Annotated in this window: 21 protein-coding genes, 1 tRNA gene and 1 pseudogene; 7 read left to right on the forward strand and 16 right to left on the reverse strand. The window is 37.3% G+C overall.

Going from position 1 to position 26000, the window contains the following annotated elements; translation table 11 throughout:
* The first annotated feature begins 29 nt into the window (after positions 1–29).
* Positions 30–215: pseudogene (locus ACFIM8_RS07235) on the forward strand (helix-turn-helix transcriptional regulator).
* A 103-nt stretch (positions 216–318) separates the two neighbouring features.
* Here the strand turns inward: ACFIM8_RS07235 and ACFIM8_RS07240 are convergent.
* From ACFIM8_RS07240 to rpmH, 8 genes are all read right to left on the reverse strand, one after another.
* Positions 319–403, reverse strand: a tRNA-Leu gene (locus ACFIM8_RS07240).
* Positions 404–517: 114 nt separating this feature from the next.
* On the reverse strand, positions 518–1138 hold the full coding sequence (locus ACFIM8_RS07245; RefSeq protein WP_375607302.1) for a 2,3-bisphosphoglycerate-dependent phosphoglycerate mutase: 621 nt from the start codon (positions 1136–1138) through the stop codon (positions 518–520).
* A 28-nt stretch (positions 1139–1166) separates the two neighbouring features.
* Positions 1167–1979, reverse strand: coding sequence for a 4-hydroxy-tetrahydrodipicolinate reductase (dapB, locus tag ACFIM8_RS07250; RefSeq protein ID WP_375607301.1), 813 nt, complete (start codon positions 1977–1979; stop codon positions 1167–1169).
* Between the two features lie 1115 nt (positions 1980–3094).
* Positions 3095–3787, reverse strand: a complete 693-nt coding sequence (locus tag ACFIM8_RS07255; RefSeq protein ID WP_375607300.1) for a glutathione S-transferase family protein — start codon at positions 3785–3787, stop codon at positions 3095–3097.
* A gap of 139 nt (positions 3788–3926) precedes the next feature.
* Positions 3927–4571 (reverse strand): ribosome biogenesis GTP-binding protein YihA/YsxC, encoded by a 645-nt coding sequence (gene yihA / locus ACFIM8_RS07260; RefSeq protein ID WP_375607299.1) that lies wholly within the window; start codon positions 4569–4571, stop codon positions 3927–3929.
* Complete coding sequence (yidC, locus tag ACFIM8_RS07265; protein ID WP_375614725.1) at positions 4571–6406, reverse strand: membrane protein insertase YidC; 1836 nt, start codon at positions 6404–6406, stop codon at positions 4571–4573. Before yidC ends, yihA begins: the two co-directional genes overlap by 1 nt.
* Positions 6396–6785: a ribonuclease P protein component gene (gene rnpA / locus ACFIM8_RS07270; RefSeq protein WP_375607297.1), complete on the reverse strand. Its 390-nt coding sequence runs from the start codon at positions 6783–6785 to the stop codon at positions 6396–6398. The genes yidC and rnpA overlap by 11 nt, the downstream gene beginning before the upstream one ends.
* A 117-nt stretch (positions 6786–6902) precedes the next feature.
* A complete protein-coding gene (gene rpmH, locus ACFIM8_RS07275) occupies positions 6903–7037 on the reverse strand; it encodes a 50S ribosomal protein L34 (protein WP_005864709.1) in 135 nt (44 codons plus the stop codon).
* 584 nt (positions 7038–7621) lie between these two features.
* Here rpmH and ACFIM8_RS07280 point away from each other — a divergent pair.
* A complete protein-coding gene (locus ACFIM8_RS07280; RefSeq protein ID WP_375608506.1) occupies positions 7622–8683 on the forward strand; it encodes an Mrp/NBP35 family ATP-binding protein in 1062 nt (353 codons plus the stop codon).
* Positions 8684–9164: 481 nt separating this feature from the next.
* Here the strand turns inward: ACFIM8_RS07280 and ACFIM8_RS07285 are convergent, their stop codons facing one another.
* The 7 genes from ACFIM8_RS07285 to ACFIM8_RS07315 all read right to left on the reverse strand — a co-directional run bounded on the left by ACFIM8_RS07285 (position 9165) and on the right by ACFIM8_RS07315 (position 17104).
* Positions 9165–9956, reverse strand: coding sequence for a pyrroline-5-carboxylate reductase (locus ACFIM8_RS07285; RefSeq protein ID WP_375607295.1), 792 nt, complete (start codon positions 9954–9956; stop codon positions 9165–9167).
* Positions 9957–10011: 55 nt separating this feature from the next.
* Complete coding sequence (locus ACFIM8_RS07290) at positions 10012–10257, reverse strand: hypothetical protein (protein ID WP_375607294.1); 246 nt, start codon at positions 10255–10257, stop codon at positions 10012–10014.
* Positions 10258–10360: 103 nt separating this feature from the next.
* Positions 10361–10729, reverse strand: a complete 369-nt coding sequence (locus ACFIM8_RS07295) for a YraN family protein (protein WP_375607304.1) — start codon at positions 10727–10729, stop codon at positions 10361–10363.
* Positions 10730–10739: 10 nt separating this feature from the next.
* Positions 10740–11627, reverse strand: a complete 888-nt coding sequence (gene rsmI / locus ACFIM8_RS07300; RefSeq protein ID WP_375607293.1) for a 16S rRNA (cytidine(1402)-2'-O)-methyltransferase — start codon at positions 11625–11627, stop codon at positions 10740–10742.
* A gap of 2093 nt (positions 11628–13720) precedes the next feature.
* Complete coding sequence (locus tag ACFIM8_RS07305; RefSeq protein WP_375614726.1) at positions 13721–15382, reverse strand: 4Fe-4S dicluster domain-containing protein; 1662 nt, start codon at positions 15380–15382, stop codon at positions 13721–13723.
* A gap of 3 nt (positions 15383–15385) precedes the next feature.
* Entirely contained in the window at positions 15386–16306 is a 921-nt protein-coding gene (locus ACFIM8_RS07310) for an electron transfer flavoprotein subunit alpha/FixB family protein (protein ID WP_375607291.1), read from the reverse strand.
* Positions 16307–16357: 51 nt separating this feature from the next.
* A complete protein-coding gene (locus ACFIM8_RS07315) occupies positions 16358–17104 on the reverse strand; it encodes an electron transfer flavoprotein subunit beta/FixA family protein (protein WP_375607290.1) in 747 nt (248 codons plus the stop codon).
* Between the two features lie 513 nt (positions 17105–17617).
* Here ACFIM8_RS07315 and ACFIM8_RS07320 point away from each other — a divergent pair.
* The 3 genes from ACFIM8_RS07320 to ACFIM8_RS07330 all read left to right on the forward strand — a co-directional run bounded on the left by ACFIM8_RS07320 (position 17618) and on the right by ACFIM8_RS07330 (position 20348).
* On the forward strand, positions 17618–18433 hold the full coding sequence (locus ACFIM8_RS07320; protein ID WP_375614727.1) for a hypothetical protein: 816 nt from the start codon (positions 17618–17620) through the stop codon (positions 18431–18433).
* A gap of 182 nt (positions 18434–18615) precedes the next feature.
* Positions 18616–19536, forward strand: a complete 921-nt coding sequence (locus tag ACFIM8_RS07325; RefSeq protein WP_375607288.1) for a sulfite exporter TauE/SafE family protein — start codon at positions 18616–18618, stop codon at positions 19534–19536.
* A gap of 2 nt (positions 19537–19538) precedes the next feature.
* Positions 19539–20348, forward strand: a complete 810-nt coding sequence (locus ACFIM8_RS07330) for a TIGR02186 family protein (protein ID WP_375607287.1) — start codon at positions 19539–19541, stop codon at positions 20346–20348.
* A gap of 22 nt (positions 20349–20370) precedes the next feature.
* Here ACFIM8_RS07330 and ACFIM8_RS07335 read toward each other — a convergent pair whose 3' ends face one another.
* Positions 20371–20655 carry a DUF6460 domain-containing protein gene (locus tag ACFIM8_RS07335; RefSeq protein ID WP_375607286.1) on the reverse strand — a complete coding sequence of 95 codons (285 nt, stop codon included), beginning with the start codon at positions 20653–20655 and terminating at the stop codon, positions 20371–20373.
* 1094 nt (positions 20656–21749) lie between these two features.
* On the opposite strand from ACFIM8_RS07335, the gene ACFIM8_RS07340 reads away from it, so the two are divergent.
* Complete coding sequence (locus ACFIM8_RS07340) at positions 21750–23375, forward strand: ABC transporter substrate-binding protein (protein WP_375614728.1); 1626 nt, start codon at positions 21750–21752, stop codon at positions 23373–23375.
* Positions 23376–24266: 891 nt separating this feature from the next.
* Complete coding sequence (locus ACFIM8_RS07345; RefSeq protein ID WP_375607284.1) at positions 24267–25898, forward strand: ABC transporter substrate-binding protein; 1632 nt, start codon at positions 24267–24269, stop codon at positions 25896–25898.
* The last annotated feature ends 102 nt before the right edge of the window (positions 25899–26000 follow it).

The following is a 26000-nucleotide window of genomic DNA, read 5'->3' on the forward strand; positions in this document are numbered from 1 at the left end:
ATTAATATAAAAAAGAGAAAGGTAATGAGATGATATTTGATGATGGAGATAGATATGTAACGACACGTGAGTGTGCAAAGTTTTTTAGTGTATCCACAACCACGATTCGTAATTAGGTGCTTCAAGGGGGGCCAGAGCTATATAAGCTAGAGAGAACAGTGAGATGGAGAAAGAAAGAGATCTTATCCTTCACTCCAAAGAAAAATAAGGAATAAATTAGCTAAAGTTATATAAACCGTAGAAGGTGGTCTAAAAGTTGGTCTTAAAATAGCTCTTTAAAGAAAAAATTTATATATTTAATATGTTAAAGATACAAAATGGTGCCCAAAAGAGGACTCGAACCTCCACGCCTTACGGCACAGGTACCTGAAACCTGCGCATCTACCAATTCCGCCATCTGGGCTTATAAAATTCATCTAAGTGCATGAAGTAACTCTGTCAATAAAATTATAGAATTTATTTTTTCAGCTTAAAACGATAGCATTGAACTTTTGAGGGAGATCATGATTTTAGAAGTTTAAGGTGTGAGGACTGTCTTTGATAAAATTGTTGAATCCGGATTAAATGTGTAAATAATAGGAATGCCGGTCGCTAATTCTTGAGATATAATTTCCTCACTGGAGAGACCTTCAAGCGCCATAATAAGAGCACGAAGAGAATTTCCATGTGCTGCGATCAAAACAGTTTGGGAGCGCAAAATATAAGGCTGGATATGGTAAAGATAATAAGGCCAGATGCGCGCACCGGTATCGCGTAGGCTTTCTCCATTCGGTGGCGCAATCGTATAGGAGCGGCGCCACATTTGCACTTGCTCCTGCCCCCATTGTTGGCGTACTTCATCTTTATTTAAACCAGAAAGATCACCATAATTACGTTCATTTAATGCTGGATTTTTTATCACTTCTAAATCTGATTGTCCCATTTGCTCTAAAATGTGCTGAGCGGTTTTTTGAGCTCGCTGTAAGGCAGATGTATAAGCGATATCAAACCTCAAACCATATTCTTTCAGTTTTTTTCCTGCTGCTATCGCTTCTGCATGACCTTTTTCTGTTAAATCGGGATCTTTCCAACCGGTAAAAAGGTTTTTGAGATTCCATTCACTTTGTCCATGACGAATTAGTGTAAGTATGCGTCCCATTATAAATTGCCTCTATTCTATTGATTGTTTAAAATTCATCGTTCAATCCCAAAACATCGAACATTGAATAAAGACCGCTTTCATGATTTTGTGCCCATAAAGCTGCTTTTAATGCGCCATTGGCAAAGATAGAGCGTTCTTGCGCTGTGTGTGAAAGAACAATGCGCTCATTGGAACCAGCAAAAATGACACTGTGTTCTCCAACAACTGTCCCACCACGTGAACAGGAAAAGCCAATGGTGCCTTTTTTGCGTTTACCTATATGACCATTACGTTCGTTGACACACACATTTTTAAGCATAACATTGCGTCCTTCAGCTGCTGCTTGGCCAAGAAGAAGGGCTGTTCCAGAAGGAGCATCAACTTTGTTAGCGTGATGCATTTCATAAACTTCGATATCAAAATCATCGGCTTCTAATGCTTTAGCGGCTTTCTTTACAAGGTTGGCTAAAAGATTTATTCCAAGGCTCATATTCCCGGATTTGACAATAGTTGTATATTTCGCAAAATCTGCAATTTTTTCTTCTTCTTTTTTGCTAAATCCTGTGGTGCCAATAATATGGACAAGGCTTTTTTGAGCAGCGTAGTTAGCATAAAGAATGCTGGCTTCTGGTTGTGAAAAATCTAAAATACCTTCTGTATTAGAAAAGGCATTTTCGGGATCATCAGTGATACTAATCCCAAGAGAATCTGAACCAATTAATGCACTGGCATCTTTTCCTACAAACGGTGAACCTTTACGTACAAGAACAGCACAAAGCTCTACATCTTTCCTCTGCTGGATTGCTGTAATGAGTTCACGTCCCATTCTTCCATTTGCACCAACAACTGTAAGGCGCATTTTTATCTCCTTATGATACTTTACTGTGCAGTATAGGCAAATTCTTGTCTTCTTTCCAATGGTTCTTTTTCTTTATAGAAAATTTTTTTCCTGCTTTAATTTATCTTGTTGTGCTGTAAAACACTGTTGTTTAGAGCAAGTGATATAAGATCTACAAATTTAAATAGAGATGTTTTTCGTTAGAGTGTGTGATGAATATTCTTAAGTAAGGTTTGCTTATGAAATCTAATGAAGATTGTGTATTACTTTACGCTTTTGTTTCTTTCGTTCTTTAAAGGGGAGCGTTCTTCATGCAAAATAAGATCTTCCAAACAAAATAGACCTATGTTGTCAATTCATACGCTTTTCTTAAAGAATATATTTATCAATTCTTCTAAACTTATTTTATGATAGTGCTCGTGAGTGGTATCACGAGAGAGTATCCATGAATAATATAAAATCTATTCTGCGCCATTATCTTTATGCTACATAAATAGAGCAAATCAGCATTATCATCCGTTTTGTTAGCCTTTAATGTTTTAACTTAGTCATTTTCACTCATCAATTCCATTTGTGACGCATAAGAAAACGATTATTTATCATTGTATATAAATACGTTATCCATAAATAAAATTACGTAAAAAGGGGTAAAAACAAGGGGCTAACAAGAAGTTGGATTGTTTACATACAAGAGTTGGGCGGATTCTTCATCTTTTAGGAAAGTCAGTTGAAAAAATTGTTATGTTGTAAAAACGCATGATGAGGCTTTGTTTATTATAGAGAAAATAGGACATATATTATGCAATGCGTTTTTTCATATATTGGGAAGAATGGAGTATAGCATGCGTTAAGTATTGTTATTTTATTTGCCTAGCTTCCAATGATGCTACAGTTCTTGTATTTAAAGAGAGTCTTTAAAATCCTTTCTTAAGTGTTTTTTATCCCTGTGCTGATCTTTTTTGTGACACGATAAGAAAGTGATTTTTGTGATTCAATTATAATGGGTTTTATTCTCTGTTTAATACGATCATAAATCAATGTATTATTATATTGTTTATACGCATGCATAAAAATTCATAAACCTATAAATATCCTTTAGATAGAATATCACTTTTATTTTTGTTTGTGAGAGAAGGCTAGAAATCAAGATCTGCATAGTGAGCACTTGCAACAATTCCGCGGACGCGATCTGTTAAAAGAGAACGAAAAGAAGGGCGTGATTTAATTCTCATATACCAGTCTTTGGCAGCAGGAGATTGTTCCCAGTCAATTTCCCCTAGAAAGTCAAGTACAGAAATAGAGGCTGCGGCTGCTAGGTCTGCATAGGACAAGGTAGAACCCACTAAGCTATCGCGAGAGGCACAAAGCCAATTGAGATAGTTCATATGGGGTAAAATATTGGCACGCGCATTGCGTAAAATTTGTGAATTAGGAGCACCACCGCCAATGGCAAGTGGCATTTCACGTTTGTGGATTCGTTCTCGTACGATATGGCGCGTTGCTTCATTTTCGAATTTATTTAAGAACCAATCATTGAGACGGCGTACTTCCGCACGCTCTAAAGGATTTTCCGGAAAGAGCTTATTTTCTTGTCGTAAACTTCCATGTGTTTCGTCTAAATATTCGCAGATAACAAGAGGACCTGATAATGGAACCTCGTGTTCATCGAGAAAAACAGGAACATGACCAGCGGGATTGAGGGCTAGAAATTCGTGTCTTCTTGCCCATTCATGTTCTTCAATCAGCTGAGTGGTTACACCATATTCTCCAAGAATGAGGCGTATGAAGCGCGAGGCAGCGGATAGGGGAGAGTGAAAAAGTGTCAGCATAATTTACACTATCAAATAGAGTTGAAGAGAATTCTTTCAAGTAATCATTTTTATAAAGATGCTTGACTAGAAGTACAAGATCATTAGTAGCTGCTAGTAATTATAATTAATAAATTGTTAATGACTAGGAACTGTTCTCTTATGCGATGGTTTGCAAAATGGCAGCACGTAATTCTTCTAAACCGAGAGCTTTTTCTGAAGAGGTTACAAGAAGCTCAGGGTAAGCTGCTGGGCGCTTGAGAAGCTTTGTTTGTGTGATCATAATTAATTTTTCTAAGGCTTTTGATTTGATTTTATCGCTTTTTGTCAAAACAATTTGATAAGAAACAGCGGCTTTATCAAGAAGAGTAAGAACCTCTTCATCATTATTTTTAATTCCGTGGCGTGAATCAATCAGGATATACACACGTTTTAGCGTTGTGCGTCCCCGTAAATAGTTAAAAATCAAATTTGTCCACGCATCAACCAGATTTTTAGGAGCAGCAGCGAAGCCATAGCCAGGCATATCTACTAATGCTAGAGGGGGAAGATCTCCTAGCTGCCCACTGAAGCCATCGGGTACAAAATAATTAAGCTCTTGAGTCCGTCCTGGTGTGTTTGAGGTACGTGCTAAGCTTTTTTGTTGGACGAGCGCGTTGATTAAAGATGATTTTCCAACATTGGAACGTCCTGCAAATGCAATTTCTGGTGGTCCTTCAGGGGGAAGAAAGTGTATTGCTGGTACACCACGAATAAAAATCCAATTGCGAGAAAAAATTCCAGAAAGGGAAGAATCTCTTGTCATTAATGCACTTCTTTTTTGGGTGATTTTCTCCACATGGATTTCAGATTATCAAAAAGTTCAATTTTGACACCTTGGCGTGTCATCATGATACTTTGCTGGATTATTGATAGTATATTGTTCCATGCCCAATAGATGACAAGACCAACAGGAAAAGAGGCGAGCATAAAAGTAAAGATGACAGGCATCCATGTGAAGATTATCGCTTGAGTTTGGTCTTGAGGAGCGGGATTCATACGCATTTGTAAAAACATCGTTATTCCCATAATCAAAGGCCATGCACCAATCATAAGAAATGTTGGCGTTGTGTATGGCAAGAGACCAAACAAGTTAAAAAGAGATGTTGGATCAGGTGCCGCTAAATCTTGAATCCAGCCAAAGAAAGGTGCATGGCGCATTTCAATGGTGATATAGAGAACTTTATAAAGAGCAAAGAATATTGGAAATTGAACCAACATTGGCCAACAACCGGCAAGAGGATTAATTTTTTCAGTTTTATACAGATCTATTATTGCCTGTTGCTGCTTGGTTCGGTCATCGGGATATTTTTCTTTTATTTCTAACAACCGCGGTTGTATAAGTTTCATACGCGCCATAGATTTATAAGATTTATTGGCTAGAGGGAAAAGAAGTGTTTTTAAGAGCACTGTGACAAGAAGGATGGCGATACCAAAATTTCCTGTTTGCTTATAAAGAATATCAATGAGGGCAAACATTGGTTTGGTGATGAAATCAAACCAGCCCCAATCAATTAAAAGAGCAAACTTTTTAATTTTTAGGTCATTTTGATAATTATTAATAATTTCAACTTGTTTTGCACCAGCAAAAAGACGATTTGTAACAGTTTTTGTTTCATTTGGGGCAATCGTTAAAAGCGACCCTAGCAAGTCAGACTGATAATGCGTTTGCAAACGATCAAAATAAATAAAACGGCTTGTATATTCTTTATTTTGCGGGGGAATAACTGCTACAGCCCAATATTTATCGGTAATACCAATCCAACCTCCTGTTACTTTGGAAAAAGTCATGCTTTTTTGCCCATTATCAGGATTTGGGTCAAGCTCTGCTAAGGTTTTATATTTTTCAGTTTTGAGCGAATCTCCTGCAATACCTATCATACCTTCATGAAGTAAATAGGTTGCATTTGTATGTTCTGGTGGTGCTGCACGTGCAACGCGGGCATAGGACGAGAGATGTATTGGTTGATCACTTTCATTGCTGATAGAATCCTCAATGGTAAACATGAAATGATTATCAACAGAAAGGGTCCGCCGGAAGATTTGTCCCTGCCCATTATTATAAATTAAAGTGATGGGTGTTGAAGGGGTCAGGGTTGTGTTGTTTCCCTCTATTTTCCATTGTGTATCAGATTGTGGCAAAGCCTTTGCTGGCAAAGATGCGCTGGTAAAACCAAACTCAGCAAGATAGGTTGTTTTGAAGCCTTTAGGATTTAGCAAATCGATTTCCGGTGATTTTTTGTCGACTGTTAAACGATATTTTTTGAGGTGAAGATCATCAAATTGTGCACCAACAAGATTAATAGAGCCTTCCAATTCATTGGTTTTGATCGTAATACGCTCTGTTTTGTCCAATACAGCTTTCCGGATTTCAGGAGTCATTGGTTGATCAATGATCGATGTTGCTTCGTGTGTTGAGGTATCGTTAGAAAAATTTGTCGTATCAGTAGAGAGTGCTGATTGTTGTTTTGACAATTGCTGTGCGATGATTTGTTGTTTTTGTAACTTTGCTTGTTTGGGAGCAACATGAAGAAATTGCCATGCGATGAGCACTACGAAAGATAAGCCAATAGCGATAAAGAAATTGCGGTTATATTCCATCCGTACACCCTTGTTGTTGCTGATGTTTTATTTTTGGTTTTATTCGCCGATTTAATTCATTAATCAAGGATGTAAAAGGTGCATGTAACACATCACGGTACGCTACAATGACATAGTCTGTTCCTGCTTCCATGTGGTTTGTTACACCAACTCTCACGGCCTCACGCAAGCGCCTTTTAATACGATTACGTTTCACAGCATTACCGTTTTTACGAGTAACAGTGAAGCCTACACGTGCAAAAAGAGAATCTTTTCTTTCTGTTGTTTGTTCACGAGATTTAACTTCGAGCAAAAATAAAGGACCACGTCGTTTTTCTCCTGTACGGACAGCCAAAAAGTCTGCTCTTTTGCGAATACGGCAGGGATGTTTTTTCTTCATAAAAGAATATTTCGCAATTTCATTAAATGCCTGCAAGCAGACATTGTAGGTTCATAATAAAAGTTTCACAACGAAGAAACGATGAGCAATCCTCAACGGTTGTGAAAATTTAAATGGTTAAGCAGAAAGCCGTTTACGTCCACGAGCACGTCTTGCAGCAATAACTTTACGTCCTCCAGCTGTGGCCATGCGTGCACGAAACCCATGGCGGCGTTTACGGACAAGTTTAGAGGGTTGGTAAGTACGTTTCATTTATTTAAATACCGCGGAGTGCGGCCCTTCTTAATCTTCGTTTTATGAGTAGTTATGCGCGAGATAAACAATTTTATCCTATCATACGGCTGTTAACCCATAAGGAAAAATATAAAAAAAGTCAATCTTAGATTGTTTTTCTCTCTCTTGAAAGAATACAAAACACCTTATAACTATTTGTAACGCTTTTTTACAATACTGTAGGAGTGTTAGAAAATAACGATTGAATCTACAGAACATAAATGGCTAGGGCCTTAAAGAATTAAAGAAGGTGTGACTGATTACTGTATGCTCAATTTAAAATATCCTTTAAGATTAAGAGTTTTTTTCAGTTTTTGTTTTTACAAAATTTTTATCAGAATATTCATTAAAGTGGTTGTAGCACAAATGTGATTGATAGGATTTTATAGCAGATTTTATGTTTGAGCTTCTTTATTTTAAGGATGGTTTCATATTTTTAAAGAGATAAGAGATGTATACTTTATAATGCTGAGTAAAGTAGAAAATTATCAGGTGATGAACCTTGTAAGTATTTTTCGTTCTTATGCTTATATTTGCTGGTATTTTTATAGAGAGGAAAGAACATGGATCTTATCACAAGTGAGGCTGTCCGCAACGTATTACGTACAGTCAAAGGACCAGATCTTGAAAGCGATATTGTGTCGTTGGGTCTTCTTTCAGAAATATTGATTGCTGATGGTAAGGTTTTCTTTTCCATTACAGTTCCTGATGGAGGTGTGCAAAAATGGGAATCATTGCGTCGTTCTGCTGAAAAGGTGGTATGTGCTTTGGAGGGAGTGAAATCTGCTGTTGTTACACTTACAGCAGAAAAAATAACAAAGACAGCACCTAGTCGGAGAGCAAATCTCTTACCGATCAAAATGCCCATAGAAGGTGTGAGGCATGTGATTGCTGTTGCTTCTGGAAAAGGAGGGGTCGGGAAATCTACGATGGCAATAAATATCGCCTTAGCTTTACAAGATTCTGGTTTCAAGACGGGGGTGATGGATGCTGATATTTATGGTCCTTCGTTGCCACGTTTGACAGGACTTGTTAATCAAAAACCACAGCTTATTGGAGAAAAAAAGATTCAACCTCTTGAAAAATTTGGACTTAAATTGATGTCGATGGGATTTTTGGTGGAGGAAGAAAAGCCGGTGGTATGGCGTGGTCCTATGGTTATGGCAGCTGTAACGCAATTGTTACGAGATGTTGTATGGGGGCCTTTGGACGTTTTAGTCGTTGATATGCCGCCAGGTACAGGGGATGCACAATTAACGCTTGCGCAACAGGTACAATTAACGGGTGCGTTGGTTGTTTCTACACCTCAGGATCTTGCTTTAGTTGATGCGCGTAAAGCGATAGAAATGTTCATGAAAGTCAATGTTCCTATTTTAGGACTCATTGAGAATATGAGTTGTTTTATCGCTCCTGATACAGGAAAACGCTACGATATTTTTGGCTATGGTGGTGCACGGGCAGAAGCAGAACGTCGAGAGGTCCCTTTCTTAGCAGAAATACCGCTTGATCCAGCTTTACGATTGTCTTCAGATGAGGGCGTCCCTATTTTTGTTGCTAAGTCTAGTGAAGAGCTTGCTAAACTGTATCGTACAATTGTTGATCAAATAAAAAATCAACTCTTTTGAATATATGTTTATTTAAAAGAATTTGTAAAATGCAATCACGAAAGACAGAAAAATGTTGCTTTTTTGTAAGGAAAAGAGGGAACCTTAATGCTTGAGTGGAGTACGAGAGGTGAAACAAACAAAAAATGAGCCATGCACTTGGGTAATCTGAAGGGGAACTCAATCGGAGCGGCTGGAGCAGTGAGGTGGAAAAATATTGGCATTGGTGCGAAAAGAAGAAGATAGAAAATAAAAATAATTTAGGGAAATGGTAAAAGGTTGTAAAAAATATTTAACAATCACTTTTTTGCGATAAAAGCATCTTGAAGATTAATCGGAAAATTTATCCCTATCTACTTAAATTAAAGGGATGGGTGTTTAAAAAGCCCATTTATCTTGCTCTTGAAATATGTATAGCAGGTAATGTTATCAAACCATATTCAAGAAAAACTCAATGAAAATATCAATAACTTTCTCTTATTGAGAGGATAAAAAATGCTGGTCAAGCCTTTTTAGAAGCATTTATTTTTTGAAAAGTAGCTTCAATAGCTGTTGTTAAAGCACGTCTTCCCCCTTGATGAGAAAAACAATTTGACAAAAATTCATTTGTTCCCCCCTTTGTTGAAAACTCTTTTTCAAGGAGTACAAAATCGAGAGATGTAGCACAATCCGTTGCTATAATTTTACGCATTTCATCTGTAAGATTACCAAACATCATGGTAAGAAATTCTGCTGATTGCTGTTGTTTTAACCCCTGTGTTATAAACCATTGATGGGCTGTTTCTATAAAATTAAAATATATGCCCATAAGTGAACCAGCAGTCATAAAAAGATTAAACTGCTCTTCCTTATCCAGCACCAATGTACCCCCCAATGCATCAAATAGAGCGCGTAAAAAGGGATGATCGGGATAAATTGGTGTCAAATTTTTACACTCTGCAACAAAAGGTAGAGGAACAGCACGATAAACTTTATGGTTGATCCATTCTTCTACTTCTGCTGCTTTTGCCATAGCAAGTACGGAAATAACCAGCTGTTCTGGACGAAAGCGAAGAGAACGCAAAACGTTTTCTGCAATTTGGTTAGGCAAGCAAAGAAAAACGTAATCACTCACATCGAGCAACATTTGGTTATTTTCAGCAATCATAACCTTATCATATGTGCGTGAAAGATGCTCTGCTGTTTGTGCATTGCGAGGTGAAACAATAATGGAAGAAACGTCAAAGGTGCTTGTCATGAGGCCATTGACCATTGAAGCACTGATTGTGCCCGTTCCCAAAAAGCCAAGTTTCATTTCTCTTCCTCATTTTTATATTTTAAAAGGAATCTCAATTAACAGTTTATGTGTTTTAACTAACATAGATGCTAATTGAGGAAGCAACACATAAAATAGCAAGAATAATCAAGCCCAAATAGACTTTTGGTTTGTCAAATAGAACAGCAAAAGCAGAAAACCAACCAACAATAGCTGCGGCTAATGCAAATAAAAAACCTGGTTTATTCATAAGAACAATATGCATTGCCATTAAACCACCAATAATTAGCGCTCCAAAAACAATGAGCAAACCTGTTGCAAACTTTTCATAATCATCCATATTTCGCTCCTTATAGTGCTCAAATTGTTACACACTTTTTAACGCATATGCATATAAAAACGAAACGTTTTTTATTGGGTATGGTTAAAATTGGCGCCTCCTCTTATTTATTAGATGTAAAAAATGCGGGGATATGCTGTGGCCAACGCCAAGGTAAAACTGCAATCAAATCAAAACGTACAGACAAAAAGGCATAATCCTTTTGCCGTGCTAGCCAAATATCGGCTGCTGCCTCAATTCGCTTTTCATTTATTCGAGAAACTGCTTCCATTGCTTCGGCTAATGTTGAACGCGCTTTGACTTCAACGATTAAAACCAAATTTCCACGTCGTGCAATTAAATCAATTTCACCACATTTTGTTTTAAAACGCATTTCGGCAATGTGAAACCCTTTGCAACGCAACCACCATGCTGCCAATTTTTCTGCACGAACTCCTCGATAAAAAGACTTTTGTCTCTGTTTTTTTTGTATAGTCTTAATTTTATGCATTTTTTAAAAAATTTAACCGCTGAAAAAGTTCCTGCTTTTTAAAACCGGTCTTTTTTGCAACCAAAGCTGCTGCCTGAGCAGCAGAATGTGTCCGCGAGAGTTCTAATAACATTTCATCAACTTCTTGATCACTCATTACGTTTAAAGAAGATGATGATTCTCCAACAAGTACAACAATTTCTCCACGAATATGTGATTGTTTTTTGTAAGATTCCAACAAATTCCCCAAATTGGAAGCATCCACTGTTTCAAATTTTTTTGTTAATTCACGACAAATTGCGGCAGGTCGATCAGCCGAAAAAAGCGTGACCATATCCTGTAAAGTTTCAACAAGACGATGCGGTGATTCATAAAAAATCAAAGTCGCTGGAATCTCTTTTAATTGTTCCAATCGTTTTTGACGCTGTCGCTTGCGTGCACTCAAAAAACCTGCAAAGAAAAAGCTATCCGTAGGAAGCCCTGTCGGTATAAGAGCGGCTAAAAGAGCTGATGCTCCAGGGATCGGAATAATTTTATGACCAGCTTTACGTGCCTTTTCTACCAATCGAAATCCGGGATCAGAAATAAGTGGCGTTCCCGCATCGGAAACAAGCGCTACCGTTTTGTTTTCTGCCAAAGCGGCTAAGAGCTTCGGACCCGCTTTTTGCGCATTGTGTTCATGATAGAGAAAAGTTTTTTTCTGAATACCATAACGTTGCAACAAAACACGTGTTACTCGCGTATCTTCACACGCTAAAATATCAATTCCTGCAAGCACTTGCAAAGCACGAAGCGTAATATCTGCAAGATTTCCGATAGGCGTTGCTACAAGATAAAGCCCTGGTTCTATAACGGGGGCAGAATAAGCATGCGCACCTATAAAATATGCTCTTTCACACATGCTCTTTTCTTTTCATCAAATTCCCCTCACACAAGATTTTTATTCATACTCATAAGCTTTATAAGCCATTTTTGTTCATTTTTTACCAGTACATTTTTTATCATTACAAAGGCTTACTTTGCTCGAATAGTTGATACTCCCACAATACAATAGTTTTACCTTCATATTCACTAACATTATCATCTGTTTTTCAGCATGATCTTTTTCAAAAAAACAGATTCCAGATGTAGCCAATATCTTATCAGCTCTATAATTTTCTATAAAGTTTTTCCTTCGAGAACAAAAAACAATTTTACCTGTGCCTATATTTCACGCTTGGTTGTGCTCTTTTACAAGCTAAACTTTCTCGATTATTTCCATAACGCCCATCTTTCAAATACTCCATTGATATTCAAACTGTTCTTCTGAGTAAACGTAAGCAGATCCTTTTAAAACACAAACAACTCGCTATATCGTTATTGATCAAATATAAGCCTTTCTTAGAAAAATATTTCATTTTGTCCTATTCTCTTCCCCCTTAACAGATATAAAGAATATCTTAAAAACTTTTAAGATTTATTTTTATCTTAATTATTTGATTTATAATGGATAATTTATTATTTTTTGCCTATAGAGTAGGCGCCTTAAATATCGTAAAATTATCTCATTTTAACGCCTTTTATCATCAATGAATCAAAATCATTTATGTGCATCACAAGGAGGATTTGTGTGTCGTTAAAGACGAGTAAAAAAGGAGTAAAATGCCTTTTTGAGCTCTCTTAAAGCAAAGGCTATCGCAACATTGGAGTTAGCAAAGAAAGTGATGCTGCCAGTTTATACTTTTTATTGCGTTATGGAACTATTCATTGACGAGAATACGTGATATTTTTCTCAAGATTTGTCACGAAAGAATTGTTCGATATGTCTTGAGAGCTATCTTTTAAAAATAAATCCATAAATAAACAACACAAGTCTGTTTTAATTTTAGGCGTTTTATTTTTTTGAAGGATATACCCCCATAAAAAATGCAGGTCATAAAAGCAGGGACAATATGTGATCTCTCTTTTTTAAAAGATAGTGTAATGTTTTTGAAAGTCGTAAAACCGCATGACAAAGATGGAAACGGATTTCTTCCTTTCAGACTTCATATTCTTACTCAATGAAGCAGTCTTTTCGTTTCAGGAATTACTCAAATAGAATATGCAAGATTTTTGCTCAGGATACAAAAGCTGGAATGACTCGCTTTCATTCACCTTTATCTTTCTTAACATATATGCCGCTTGTGTTCGATTTGGATGTTGATTTACAAGTTACAGCGAAAGTACAAGCTTTATAAAGAAAATACGCTATAAAACGCGTAATAGAATGGTCATGAATTGGAAAGACATTTGGGCTTTGTCAGATATTATTTCCAATAATGATAGCGCTTATGGCTTTTTATTCTTATGGTGTTTTTACACATTCTTTGCATTACATCTGTAAAGGTTAGATGCAAGACAATGTATAGCCCCCCCTTGATTTGAGCGTAAAAAGTTGATGTGATACTCAGATTTTGGGTTGTCTTTATCAGTAGAAACATATTGAGATTGATTAAATAAGCATGCTCTGTGTATGCAATATTTTATTTTTTCTACATTCATCCGTGGTCTTCTTTAGTGAAAATTGTTTGGCAAAGGATAGGAGATAAAACAAACTCGAAGCATATCTCCATGGGTTTTATTCTTGGCTTTTTGAAACGATTGAGTTTTCTTATGAGGAGGCTAAAAACATTTTGAATCATGGGGGAGGGAGCAAAGTGGAGCTACAGCTTTGTCTTTGTACAGACTGTTGAGAGTAGAGTCTGTATTTTTATAGCAGAATGGTTAAGATATCTTCATTCTTGTTTTGTTATTAAGATAAAAAATTTTTTATAAAAATATGTTATGTTTTTCTATTGAAAAAAGTTATACGGTGGAGAGAGTCTTTTATATTGAGAATAGAGTTCTTTTTACATTGTGAAAGAACGTATGCAGGAAGGTAATTGATAGATTTCTGATCTGAGGGAAATATTTTTATCCATTGCGTTTTGTATATTTCAATTTTAGGAGAATGAACAATGATTATACATTGGGAAATTACATATTGGGATAGAAGGGGCCTTCATTGCCTTGCGGACAGATCCAAGTGATATTTTGGTTCGGATCTTTGATGTCGCATGTTTTACAATGTATGCAATTTGAAGCGTTTATCATATAAGTCAGATGATCATTATGTTCTAGCCATTCGTAGACAGCGGCGGGGCAATAGTTTGTGGAAGGTCCTCCGTAGATTGCATATTCAGAGTCCTTTTGTTTTTTTAATGAGGCTATTTTTAAATGGCAAGGTTGATTTTCTTCATGGTGTGTATTGGAAAGGGCAACACTTGAAAGGCGATCAAAGGTTACAACACCATCTGGTTTTGGGTAAGCAATGGGTTGAAATTTTTCTGCTGGTTCAAGGCATGCATAATCTTCTTTTCCATGGGAGAGTGTTTTAAATAAGGAAAATCCGAACAGTTGTTGCCACCACATATCAAAACCGGCAAGTTTAATTCCATATTTTGTCCCATATTTTGCCCAGAGTGGTTTGGCATTTCGCACTTTATAAAGATCTTTGCCAATGAGCCCTTTTCGCCACTGTTCTTCGATTTCTTTAACCTCATCATGGGCACGCCCTTGTGCAAGAGCGGTAGCGATTTTATCGGCAGCTAATATGCCAGATAAGATGGCATTATGTGATCCTTTGATACGCGGAACATTGACAAATCCAGCAGAGCAGCCAATAAGTGCTCCACCAGGAAAGGTGAGTTTTGGTACAGATTGCCAACCTCCCTCGCTGATAACACGTGCACCATAGGAAAGACGTTTTGCACCTTTGAAGATTTCAGAGAGTTTTGGATGTGTTTTAAAACGTTGAAATTCTTCAAAGGGAGAAAGATAAGGATTTTTGTAATCTAAGTGTACAACAAAACCGACAGAAATGATATTGTTTTCTTGGTGATAAATAAAGCCACCACCCCCAGTATTATTGTCTAAGGGCCAACCCGTGAAATGTTGTACTAAACCGCGTTGGTGTTTGTTGGGATCAATTTCCCAGAGCTCTTTGAGACCAAGACCAAATTTTTGTGGTTCACGATTTTTGCTAAGGTTGAAATGTTGTATCAGTTGTTTTGCAATTGAGCCGCGTGCTCCTTCCGCAATTAAAGTATATTTTGCCAATAAAGCCATACCAGGCATATAATTTTTTCCAGGAGTTCCATCTTTGTTAAGCCCCATATCACCGGTGAGAACACCAATAATCGCTTTGTTATCGTTTTGGATAATCTGTGTTACGGCAAAACCGGGATAGATTTCAACACCCAATGCTTCAGCTTTTTTGCTTAACCAGCGGCAAACGTTTCCAAGCGAAACGATATAACATCCGTCATTTGATAAGATTTTGGGATGCAGAATATTGGGAAATATTGTAGCTTTTTGAGGCTTTAGAAAAAAAAACTGGTCATGGGTAACAGGGGTCGTGAAGGGATGATCATTGTCATTTCGCCATTCTGGTAAGAGTGTATCGATACCAATGGGGTCAATAACTGCGCCAGAGAGAATATGGGCACCAACTTCGGTCCCTTTTTCAACAATTGTGACAGAAAGCTCAGGATTAATTTGTTTCAAACGAATTGCGGCAGAAAGCCCTGCAGGTCCTGCTCCGACAATGACTATGTCAAACTCCATACTTTCACGTTGGTCATGTAGAGGTGTTTTCATGGCTTATAAAGCTTTCTCCAATTCTGGAATAATTTGGTGGAGATCACCTACAAGGGTGTAATCGGCAATTTGCATGATGGGAGCTTCTTCATCGTTATTAATGGCAACAATAATTTGTGCATCCATTATACCGGCTAAATGCTGGATTGCACCGGAAATGCCAACGGCGATATAGAGTTCAGGGGCAACGACCTTTCCTGTTTGTCCAATTTGCCAATCATTGGGAGCATAGCCTGCATCCACTGCTGCGCGGCTGGCACCTAAAGCAGCATTTAATTTGTTTGCAAGAGGAAGAAGCAGGTCCATAAATTTCTCTTGAGAACCAAGACCACGCCCGCCTGATATAATAACACGGGCTGAGGTGAGATCAGGACGATCACTTTTGTTTGTCTCTGCTTTTACGAAAGAAGAAAGATTTGGATTGGGAGCTGGTGTTATTGTTTTAATGGGAGCAGAATTATTTTGGGAAGGCGTTGGGGTGAAAGAAGCGGTGCGAACTGTTATAATTTTTTTATAATCATTGGTTCGTACAGTTTCAAATGCATTGCCTGCATAAATTGGTCGTTTGAAGGTATCAGGTGAAAGAATGGCGGTAATATCTGAAATTTGCATAAGATCAAGGAGAGCTGCTACGCGCGGCATCACATTTTTCCCAGTACTGCTGGATGCTGCCATGATCACATCATAATCATTTGCTAACGTGAGAATTGTATCTGCCATAGGCTCGGCAAGTTGATGGGCTAAATAGTCTGCTTTTGCAATAAGAACTTGCCGCACACCATCAAGTTTAGCACTGTTTTCCGCTATCGTTTGAATTTTTTCTCCGCAAACCAGAATATCGATATCATTACTGAGTACGCGTGCAGCGGTGAGTACTTTTGCTGTTTCTTCTGTATTATGATCGGCCAGTAAAAGAATTGCCATAAGTTTTTACCCTTTTATGTAAGTGTTGCTTTTACTCTAGTGGAGAGAATATTAAATGCAGTTCTTTTGTTTTAGCGCACTGACAAGCTCTCCTACATTAGCTACTTTAATACCGGATTGACGGGGTTTGGGTTCTTCAACGCTTAAAATTGTTAAGCGTGCTTTCGTATCGATGCCAAGATCAGTCAGCGCTTTTTGTTCAATGGTTTTCTTTTTTGCTTTCATAATATTAGGGAGAGAGGTGTAGCGCGGTTCATTGAGCCGTAGATCGGCGGTCATAACCATGGGAAGGGGAAGAGAAAGGGTTTGTGTTCCATTATCAACTTCACGAATAACTGTAGCATGCCCATTTTCTATGTTAAAATGTGAGGCAAAAGTTGCCTGTCCCCACCCAAGAAGAGCGGCGAGCATTTGTCCTGTTTGGTTGCTATCGTCATCAATCGCTTGTTTTCCTAAAAAGACCATATCAGGTTTTTCTTCATCAACTATGGCTTTGAGAATCTTAGCAATTGCTAAGGGTTCAAGTGTTTGATCCGTGGTGACAAGAAGTGCGCGATCAGCCCCCATTGCAAGTCCTGTTCGTAGAGTTTCTTGGGCTGCTTCTGGTCCGATTGAAACAAGAATAACTTCTGAAACTTTACCGGATTCTTTCTGGCGAATTGCTTCCTCTACGGCTATCTCATCAAAAGGATTCATAGACATTTTTACGTGAGACAGATCAACGCCTGTGCTATCGGGTTTGACACGTATTTTGATGTTATAATCAACAACACGTTTGATAGCGACAATTATTTTCATGATGATCCTCTTTGTTGTATGATTACAAGTTTATAGCAATACTCATAAGAAACAAAATTGTTTAGAATGAAGTCTTATTTATAACTTGTGTTTTCTTTCATATAAGCTTTTTTTACGTTTACTTGTACTTTCTTGTTGTCATTTTCAATCTTCATATCTTCTGCATTGCCATAATTGCCTTATTTGCTTGAATAAAAAGTAAAAAAATCACTCTGTCTTATGAGAATATTTTTTTCATTTTATATGCTCTGTTTATGATGGCGCATCAGGGGCTTTAGGCAATGAAAAAATTAAGTGAAAAAAATAAAAATGGGGGAATGATTTTGCTCTTCAAATCTTGAGGACAAAAAAATAGAGATTTTTCTTTCAAATATTTTAAATAAAGATTGGGGCGAAATATTTCTAACAAAAAAGTTTTTGGGCGTTCTTAAAGCTCTATTTACTAAAATAGAGCACACTTTATTCATCATTTGTGCGATTCTTTTCAAAAAGGTTAATGAGGGGTAAGCGTTTGTGAATACGAAGGGTCATACGATCAACCAGCCGATCAATCAGGTTAGGAATGATAAATTCTCTTCTTTTATTGAACAGAAGGAGAGAACGGATGCGCCTATGGATGTAACAATGTCGGATATTGCTCAAAAATTACGCACTGTTCATGCACAAATGCAAATGAAGCATTCTTCCCGTTCTTTGATAGAGCAGGGGGCTTTAGAAGAGCATTTTAAATCTTACTTAGATGATATTAGTCGGGCCATTTTGGCTGAATATTATATCCGTCGTCAAAGAGAAAAAAAGCTTTTTGAATCTTTAGAGCAGATTAAAACAATTGTTCAAAGTTTACAGAGTGAAAAAAAGAGCTTAGAAGAAGCAGCACTAACACAACGTGGACCTCGTTCAAAATCACCTGATTCTGTTGTACAAAAACTTGCTCGTATGGAATATGAGGGAAATAAAGAACGCTTATCACTTCAAAAGGTTCAAAATTTTTCGAGACAAAACGGTATAATTCCACTCCAAACAAATGTTAAAAATGTGGCGCAGAAAGAAAATAAAAGCTCTTTGCCAAGTGATACTATGAAGCCTTCTTTTAAAAAGGTTGAGGGAGCCGTAGAGTGTGCTTCGATAGAAAAAAAGGATATGGGTATTCAGGCACCTAATCGTGGCATTGAGAACGATTTTTCTTCTTTAAAGGCGCAGTCTCAAGAGAGTGTTTCGTTTTTATCTCATTTGGTAAAAAAAAGTGTTCTTTGTTTTTTAACCGTTGCATTTATGGTAGCGATAACGTTATGTCTTTACAGCGTTTTAAAAGGAGCGCGTTTTTTTTAGTTTTTATGATGTTGATGTTAATAGATATGAAATGTATTGCGCATTCGTGGATTATGCGAAAGTTGTATAGCAATTAAAATTATCCTTTTAAACACGCAACAGAGATTATTGGAAAAGAGGATAATTGGAGAAAGATTCTCTCAATTGTTAAAAAGCCTCAGATTATCTTGAAGGTTCTGTAAGTGAGTATTTATTTACCAATTGCTGAAATGTCTCTCAATATGCTGATTTTGATTGGTATGGGAGTCGTTGCTGGTTTTTTTTCTGGTCTTTTTGGAATTGGGGGCGGTTTTCTTATCACTCCTTTATTGATTTTTTATAATATCCCTCCTGCTATTGCTGTTGGAACAGGTGCAAATCAGATGATTGCGTCATCTGTAACAGGAGCGATTACCCATTTTAGAAGACGTACGCTCGATATCAAACTTGGTATTCTTTTGGCGATTGGAGGAGGGGGGGGATCTTTAATCGGGATTCAGATTTTCTCTGTTTTGAAAAAATTAGGTCAATTAGACTTAATGATTTCTCTTCTTTATGTGATTCTTCTTGGAAGTGTAGGAAGCTTGATGATTGTTGAAAGTTGGTATGATATGATGCGCAAGCGTAAGGCAGGAAAAGCCAATATTCGTCTTGCTGGTCGACATAACTGGATTCATCGCTTACCGTTAAAAATGCGTTTTCGGACATCTATGATCTATGTCAGCATTATTCCAGTTTTAGGGATTGGTCTCATTGTAGGGTTGTTGTCTTCTATTATGGGAATTGGTGGGGGGTTCTTTATGGTACCAGCATTGATTTACCTTCTGCGTGTTCCAACCAATGTGGTGATTGGAACTTCACTTTTTCAGATCACATTTGTGTCTTCTTTCACGACAGTTTTACAAAGTATGACTCATCAGTCCGTTGATATTGTCCTGGCTTTTTTATTAATGCTGGGAGGAAGTATTGGTGCGCAATATGGAACACGGGCTGGACGGAAGTTAAAGGCGGAACAATTGCGTATGGCACTTGCGTTTTTGGTGTTGATTGTGTGTATGCGTCTTGCTTTTCAATTATTTATACGCCCCGATAATCTTTTCTCTCTGGATATTCTTATGAGATAAAAATGGGTAGATTATTTTCTTTATGCATCATTACAAGTTGCTTTTGTTTTGTTTCTTTTTCTACATGGTCACATGTTGGGACGACAGCGACATTCGTTGATCAAGTTGATCACGAAACTGTTCAAATTATCGTAACAACAAATACGATTACTGTGGATGCAAATTTTGCTGGTCGTGATCTTTATATTGCTGGTGTTTTGGAAAATATTGATCCGTTATATGCTCGACAAAACCGTTATGATGTTGTTGTGAGCTTGGAGGGACAAGAGCGGACAATGGTGATGCGAGAAAAAAAACGTAATGCCGGTGTTTGGGTTAATACAGATTCTCTTATTTTTAAAAAGGTTCCTCTTTTTTACTCTATGGTCACAACACGTGAAATTGACGATATTACGAGTGTTGAAGATTATAAACGCTTGGGGTTAGGATTACTTTATTTGCCATTGCAGACGGATGAAAAAGATCAGAAAAAAATACAGATCTTTCGCGATGAACTTATAAAACTGCAAAAAGCCAAAAGCCTTTATTATGAGGAAGTAGGGGGTGTTCGTTTTGGTTCTGACACGCTTTTTACTGCACATTTTCGTTTACCAACCAATATTCCTGTTGGACATTATAAGGTTCGTGCTTATCTTTTTCGTGATGGTCAGTTTATTGATAGTACAACAACGACTCTTGAAATTGTTAAAGCACATATCGCTTATACAATTTTTTACGCAGCACATAAGTATCGTTTCTTATATGCTATTGTTGCGGTGATCATTGCTGTTACCACAGGATTTTTATGTCGTTTGATTTTTCGAAAAGACTAGCGCAAGGAAAATGTTGAGGCTTTTATTTTTTATGAAAAATGCGTAAGATAAGAAAGATAGGCACAACAACAATCGCTCCCGTCATGGTGATATGAAAGAAGTTTGTGAGCGTTATAAATCCTGTTGCCCATAGAGACTGAAAAAAATCTATAATTTTCTGTATGAGACTTTTGGGTGTCCATCCCAAAAAATTCATTATGATGCCAATAAAAAATGAAAGGATGAGCAATTTTAAACTAACATGGTGGCTTAATGTGCCTCCAAGAAAAGCACGAAAAGAATCTGACAATTTTTTCTTTCGGTTCATTTTAATATACTTTCGAATATCTTGTTTTTTATTGTATCATCATAGTACAGTGATGTCATTGTCATAAAGGAGAAAGATTTTTTATTTTTTCTTACTTTTTTGGAGTGCATCACTTTAGTACTGGTGTAATATCAGTGCTTTAAAATATACGCGCGTTCTCTTGCTTTTTTGCGATATTTTCATGGCGCTTTTTTCATTAAATGAAGAGATATCCTTTCGTTTCTGAGAATTTGTAGGGGAGTTCTTGTAGCGTTTCGATATTTCGTATTAGGATAAGAGTTCTAGTCTATTGAAGATTTTATAACGGATTTATTATTGTTGTGTATTGAAATAATATTTCAAGGCATTTTACTTAAAAAAAGACTATCTATTCTGATAAGGGTATGCTTATATAGGTATTATATTTAGGTATTTCAACCTTAGTGCATTGAAAAGATATTTTTTGCTGAAAAAATGTAAGCAATGAAGTAAGTGTTGTTAGAGGAGCAAAGGTATTTAAAATACGATGTGGAAAAAAGTTTTGTTATGTGCGGGTGCTGTAAAAGAATATCAGGGGGTGGTGCCCATGCTCCTTTTATTGAGAAATAAAATATAATTTAAAAGCTGTTATTTGGCAGAGGATTATGGAAAAATTCAAAATTCCTTTTATAGGGGGAGGCGTTTCATGTCGGTTGATGGGTGAATTTTCCTGTTTTGTTAAAATATCAAATTGTTATTAAAGCTCTTTGTTATTAAGGCGCTTAAGCTAACGAGGAAGAGTCTTTTGATGGCATAAAAAGACGAGAGGAAAGAAGAGACACGCTTGCCCGACAAAAGAGAGAAAATAGTGGTTTTATAATCTTCAATCGTAGGCGTTATGACATCATGAATGGCTCTGTTATGGGGGAGCATTCATTGTATGTCAGAGTGTTTGTTGTTGCATGTTTTGGTTTGTCTTGGCTTATAGGTATGGGCAGAAGGCGTGGTTGGTAAGTGGTGTTGTTTGAAGGTTTTAATACTTTAGTTTGAGGCGCTTATGGATCATCTAACCTTATTATTAAGCATGTGCTTGTTGTGTGGGAAATTTATATAATAAACTTTAAAAGGAAAAGTCTATGAACTTGAAGAAAAAAATATTAAAGAATAGCAGCTCTCTTGTTTCTGCTTTTATAGCACTGGGGATGGTTGCACAACAGGTTTCAGCAAAAACTCCCGCTGACACCCTTGTGATGGCTTGGAATATTGATTCAATTAGTACATTTGATCCCGCTCAACTTAGTGATGTTTATGGAAGTGAAATTGTCCGCAATGTTTGTGATAGTTTGGTCAGTACCGCAACGGATGATCCTGCTAAAATGGTTCCGGCATTAGCTACACATTGGGATGTTTCAGGGGATGATCACAGTACGGTGATTACTTTTCATTTGCGTGATAGTTTGAAGTTTAATGATGGCAGATCAGCCAATGCCAATGATCTTGTTTGGAGTATGAAGCGGATTGTCAAATTGAAGATGACCAATGCGGCAATTTTTAATGAATATGGAATTACAGAGCAAAATGTTGATGATGCTTTGCAAGCCCCAGATAAGAAAACAGTGGTGATGAAATTTGATAAGCCTTATCCAGCAGAGCTTATTCTTAATAATATTGTTGCAAGTCCAGCAACAGCTTTGCTTGATCGTAAGACAATTATGAAGCACGAAAAAGATGGCGATCTGGGAAATCAGTATTTGAAAAGTCATGCTGCTTGTGTTGGTCCTTATCAGTTAAGCAGTTGGCGCCCTGGAGAAGCTCTTTTGTTACGTGCGAGTTCCCATTATTGGGGCGAGGCGCCTAAATTGAAGCAGATTCTCATTCGCCATGTTATGGAGCCTGGAACACAACGTTTATTGTTGCAAAAGCATGATATTGATGTTGCTCGTGATTTGTCCCCTGAAGATCTTGCAGATCTGCAAAAAACAACAGATGTTAAAATCGAAGAAGTGTTAGAGCCATCCATGATGTATTGGGGATTTAACATGACAAATCCCATTTTTGCTAAGGAAAAAGTACGCTTGGCGATGCGTTATCTTATTGACTATGAAGGTCTTGGCAAGAAGCTTCTCAAAGGGATTGGTGTTCCACGGGCAAGTTTTATTCCTCTTGGTAACTTTGGGGCTCTGGAGGAAAAAGAAGGACAACCCTTTACATTTGATGTTGCAAAAGCCAAGCAGCTTTTAGCAGAGGCCGGTTATCCGAACGGATTTGAGGCAAATTTTCTTGTCTCAAATGCTCCTTATAGGCTGTTGGTTGCTCAGTCACTTCAAGATAGTGCCGCACAGGCGGGGGTGCGTCTTAAAATTGAGCGTTTGGCAGGTACACAGTTGTTTTCCAAACTTTATGCTCGGGCTTTTGATACGATTTTTGTCGGATGGAATAACGATTCTGCGGATCCCCATACAATGGCTTCACGTCTTGTTTATAACCCTGATAATCGGTTTGAGGCAAAAAATACCGCCTATCCTAGTTGGCAGCATGGGTATTTTGATGCCAAGATGAATCAAAAAGTTGAAGAGGCGTTATTTCAAAAAGATCCACAAAAACGAGCGCAACTTTATGCTGATTTACAACGTGAACTGATGCAAAAAGGACCTTATGCGTTTATCTTTCAAAAATATAGCGTTATCGCGATGACACCTGATATCAAAAAGTGGGTTTGGAATAGTGCGCCACAAATTTTTTATAGTAAAATTGAAAAATAAGTGTGTCTTTAAATATTGTAAAATACAACAAAAATGAAATCATAATAACTTCAGCGTTTTGCATAGTGTTCAAGAACTTTGTAATACGCTGGAGATCATGGGGAATGATTGGATATGTTGTTGAATATTTCTATTTTAAAAGGGATCTGTCATTTTCATTAAAGATGTGTTGGTATGGATGTTAAAACTGAATATTTCAACTTCTGTGAAGTGAAAAGTGGTAAATTTATTTGCTCAAAAATCAGTGCAACAAATGTCGCGGAATTTTAGCATTGCTGAAGAAGCAAAGACTTTGCAATGGTGAATAAAAGTTTTATTATGGAGAAGGTACGAGGAATATCAGTTTTTATGGTGTCTATGTTTCTTACTTTGAAAGATGGTAAGATGCCAATTGGAGGGTGTTATTTTACGGGGTGTGATGAGAAATTGCAAGTTTCCTTTTGAAGAAGGAATAAAAGTCGTTGTACTTGGCAAATTGATGAATTTTTCTGTTTGATCGAAACGTTAAATTATGATGAAGGCTTTTTGTTATTAAAGCACTTGAACCAACAGGGGGTGCTTTGATGACATTAAAAAAACGTCAGAAAAAACAAGGGGAAACTTGTTTAACAAGAGAGAAAAACAATAGAGGTTTGTTAGTCTTTAATCGTAGCATTATGCTCTCATGAATAGGCTCTGTTACTGGTAAGCGTTTATTGTATAGCAAAAGTGTTTGCCATTGCACGTTTTGGTTTAGCTTATAAGGGTGGGCAGGAGGAGTGATTGGTAAGTAGTGATATTTGAAAGTTTGAATACTTTGTTTGAGGCGTTTATGTATCGTCTCATTTTATTATTTAAATATGTTTGTGTTGCGTGGAAAATTTATACAATAAACTTTAAAAGGAAAAGTCTATGAGCTTGAAAAGAAAAATATTGAAAAGGAGCAGCTCTCTGGTTTCTGCTTTTATAGCACTGGGGATGGTTGTACAACAGGTTCCAGCAAAAACACCCGCTGATACTCTTGTGATGGGGTGGAATCTCGATTCAATTAGTACATTTGATCCAGCGCAAATCAATGATCGTTATGGGAATGAAGTTCTTGTCAATGTTTGTGATAATTTAGTTGACCCCGCTAAAGATAATGCAGCTAAAGTTATTCCTTCTTTGGCCAAAAGCTGGGATGTTTTAAGTGATGATCAGAAAACGGTGATCACTTTTCATTTGCGTGATGGTTTGAAGTTCAACGATGGTCGTTCTGCTAATGCTTATGATCTTGTTTGGAGCATGAAGCGGGTTGTTAAATTGAAGATGGCTACTGCGGCGACATTTAATGAATATGGTATTACAGAACAAAATGTTGATGAGGCTTTTCAAGCACCGGATGAGAAAACGGTGGTGATGAAATTTGATAAACCTTATCCAGCAGAGCTCATTCTTAGCCATTTTGCCACTAGTCGTACTCTTGCCTTGTTGGATCGAGAGACAATTATGAAACATGAACAAGATGGTGATCTGGGAAATCGGTATTTGGCAAGCCATTCTGCCTGTGTTGGTCCTTATCAGATAAGTAGCTGGCGTCCTGGAGAAGGGATTTTGTTGCGTGCAAGCTCCAATTATTGGGGTGAGGCACCTAAATTAAATAAGATTTTAATTCGCCATGTTGCGGAGCCTGGAACACAACGTTTATTGTTGCAAAAACACGATATCGATGTTGCACGTAATTTGTTGCCAGAGGATTTAGCAGATCTCCAAGCTACAACGGATATTAAAGTTGCAAGAGTATTAGAGCCATCTGTAATCATATGGGGATTTAATGTGACGAATCCAATTTTTGCCAATGAAAAAGTGCGTTTGGCGATGCATTATCTTATTGACTATGAAGGACTCGGTAAGACGCTTCTTAAAGATGTTGGTGTTCCACGGGCAAGCTTTATTCCTCTTGGTAATCTTGGAGCTTTGGACGAAAAAGAAGGACAACCCTTTAAACTTGATCTGCAAAAAGCAAAGCAGCTGTTAACTGAGGCTGGTTACCCAGATGGTTTTGAGGCCAATATTTTTGCAGGGGCATCTCCTTATCCTTTTGCTTTGCCTATTGCTCAGTCTCTCCAAGATAATGCAAAAAAAGTGGGAGTGCGCTTTAAAATTGAACGTTTTGTGGGGACGCAATTATTTTCAAAACTCTCTGCACGTGCTTTTGATACGATTTTTTTCGGATGGAATAATGATTCTGCTGATCCTCATACAATGGCTTCACGTCTTATTTACAATCCGGATAATCGGTTTGAGGCAAAAAATACCGCCTATCCTAGTTGGTGCCATGGGTATTTGGATGAAACGATGAATCAAAAGGTTCAGGATGCTTTATTTGAAAAAGATCCACAAAAACGGGCGCAAATGTATGCTGATTTGCAACGTGAATTTATGCAGAAAGGACCCTATGCTTTTATTTATCAGACGTATCATACGATAGCGATGACACCTGATGTCAAAAAATGGGTTTGGAATAGTGCTCCACGTATTTTTTATAGTGCAATTGAAAAATAAGTGGATTTTAATGCTGTAAAATACAACAAGAATGAAATCATGATAACTTCAGCGTTTTGTATGGGGGGTAAGAATTTTGCAAAACGTTGAAGCTTATCGGTA

It is taken from the genome of Bartonella sp. AC535YNZD (assembly GCF_042196625.1).
GTDB lineage: Bacteria > Pseudomonadota > Alphaproteobacteria > Rhizobiales > Rhizobiaceae > Bartonella.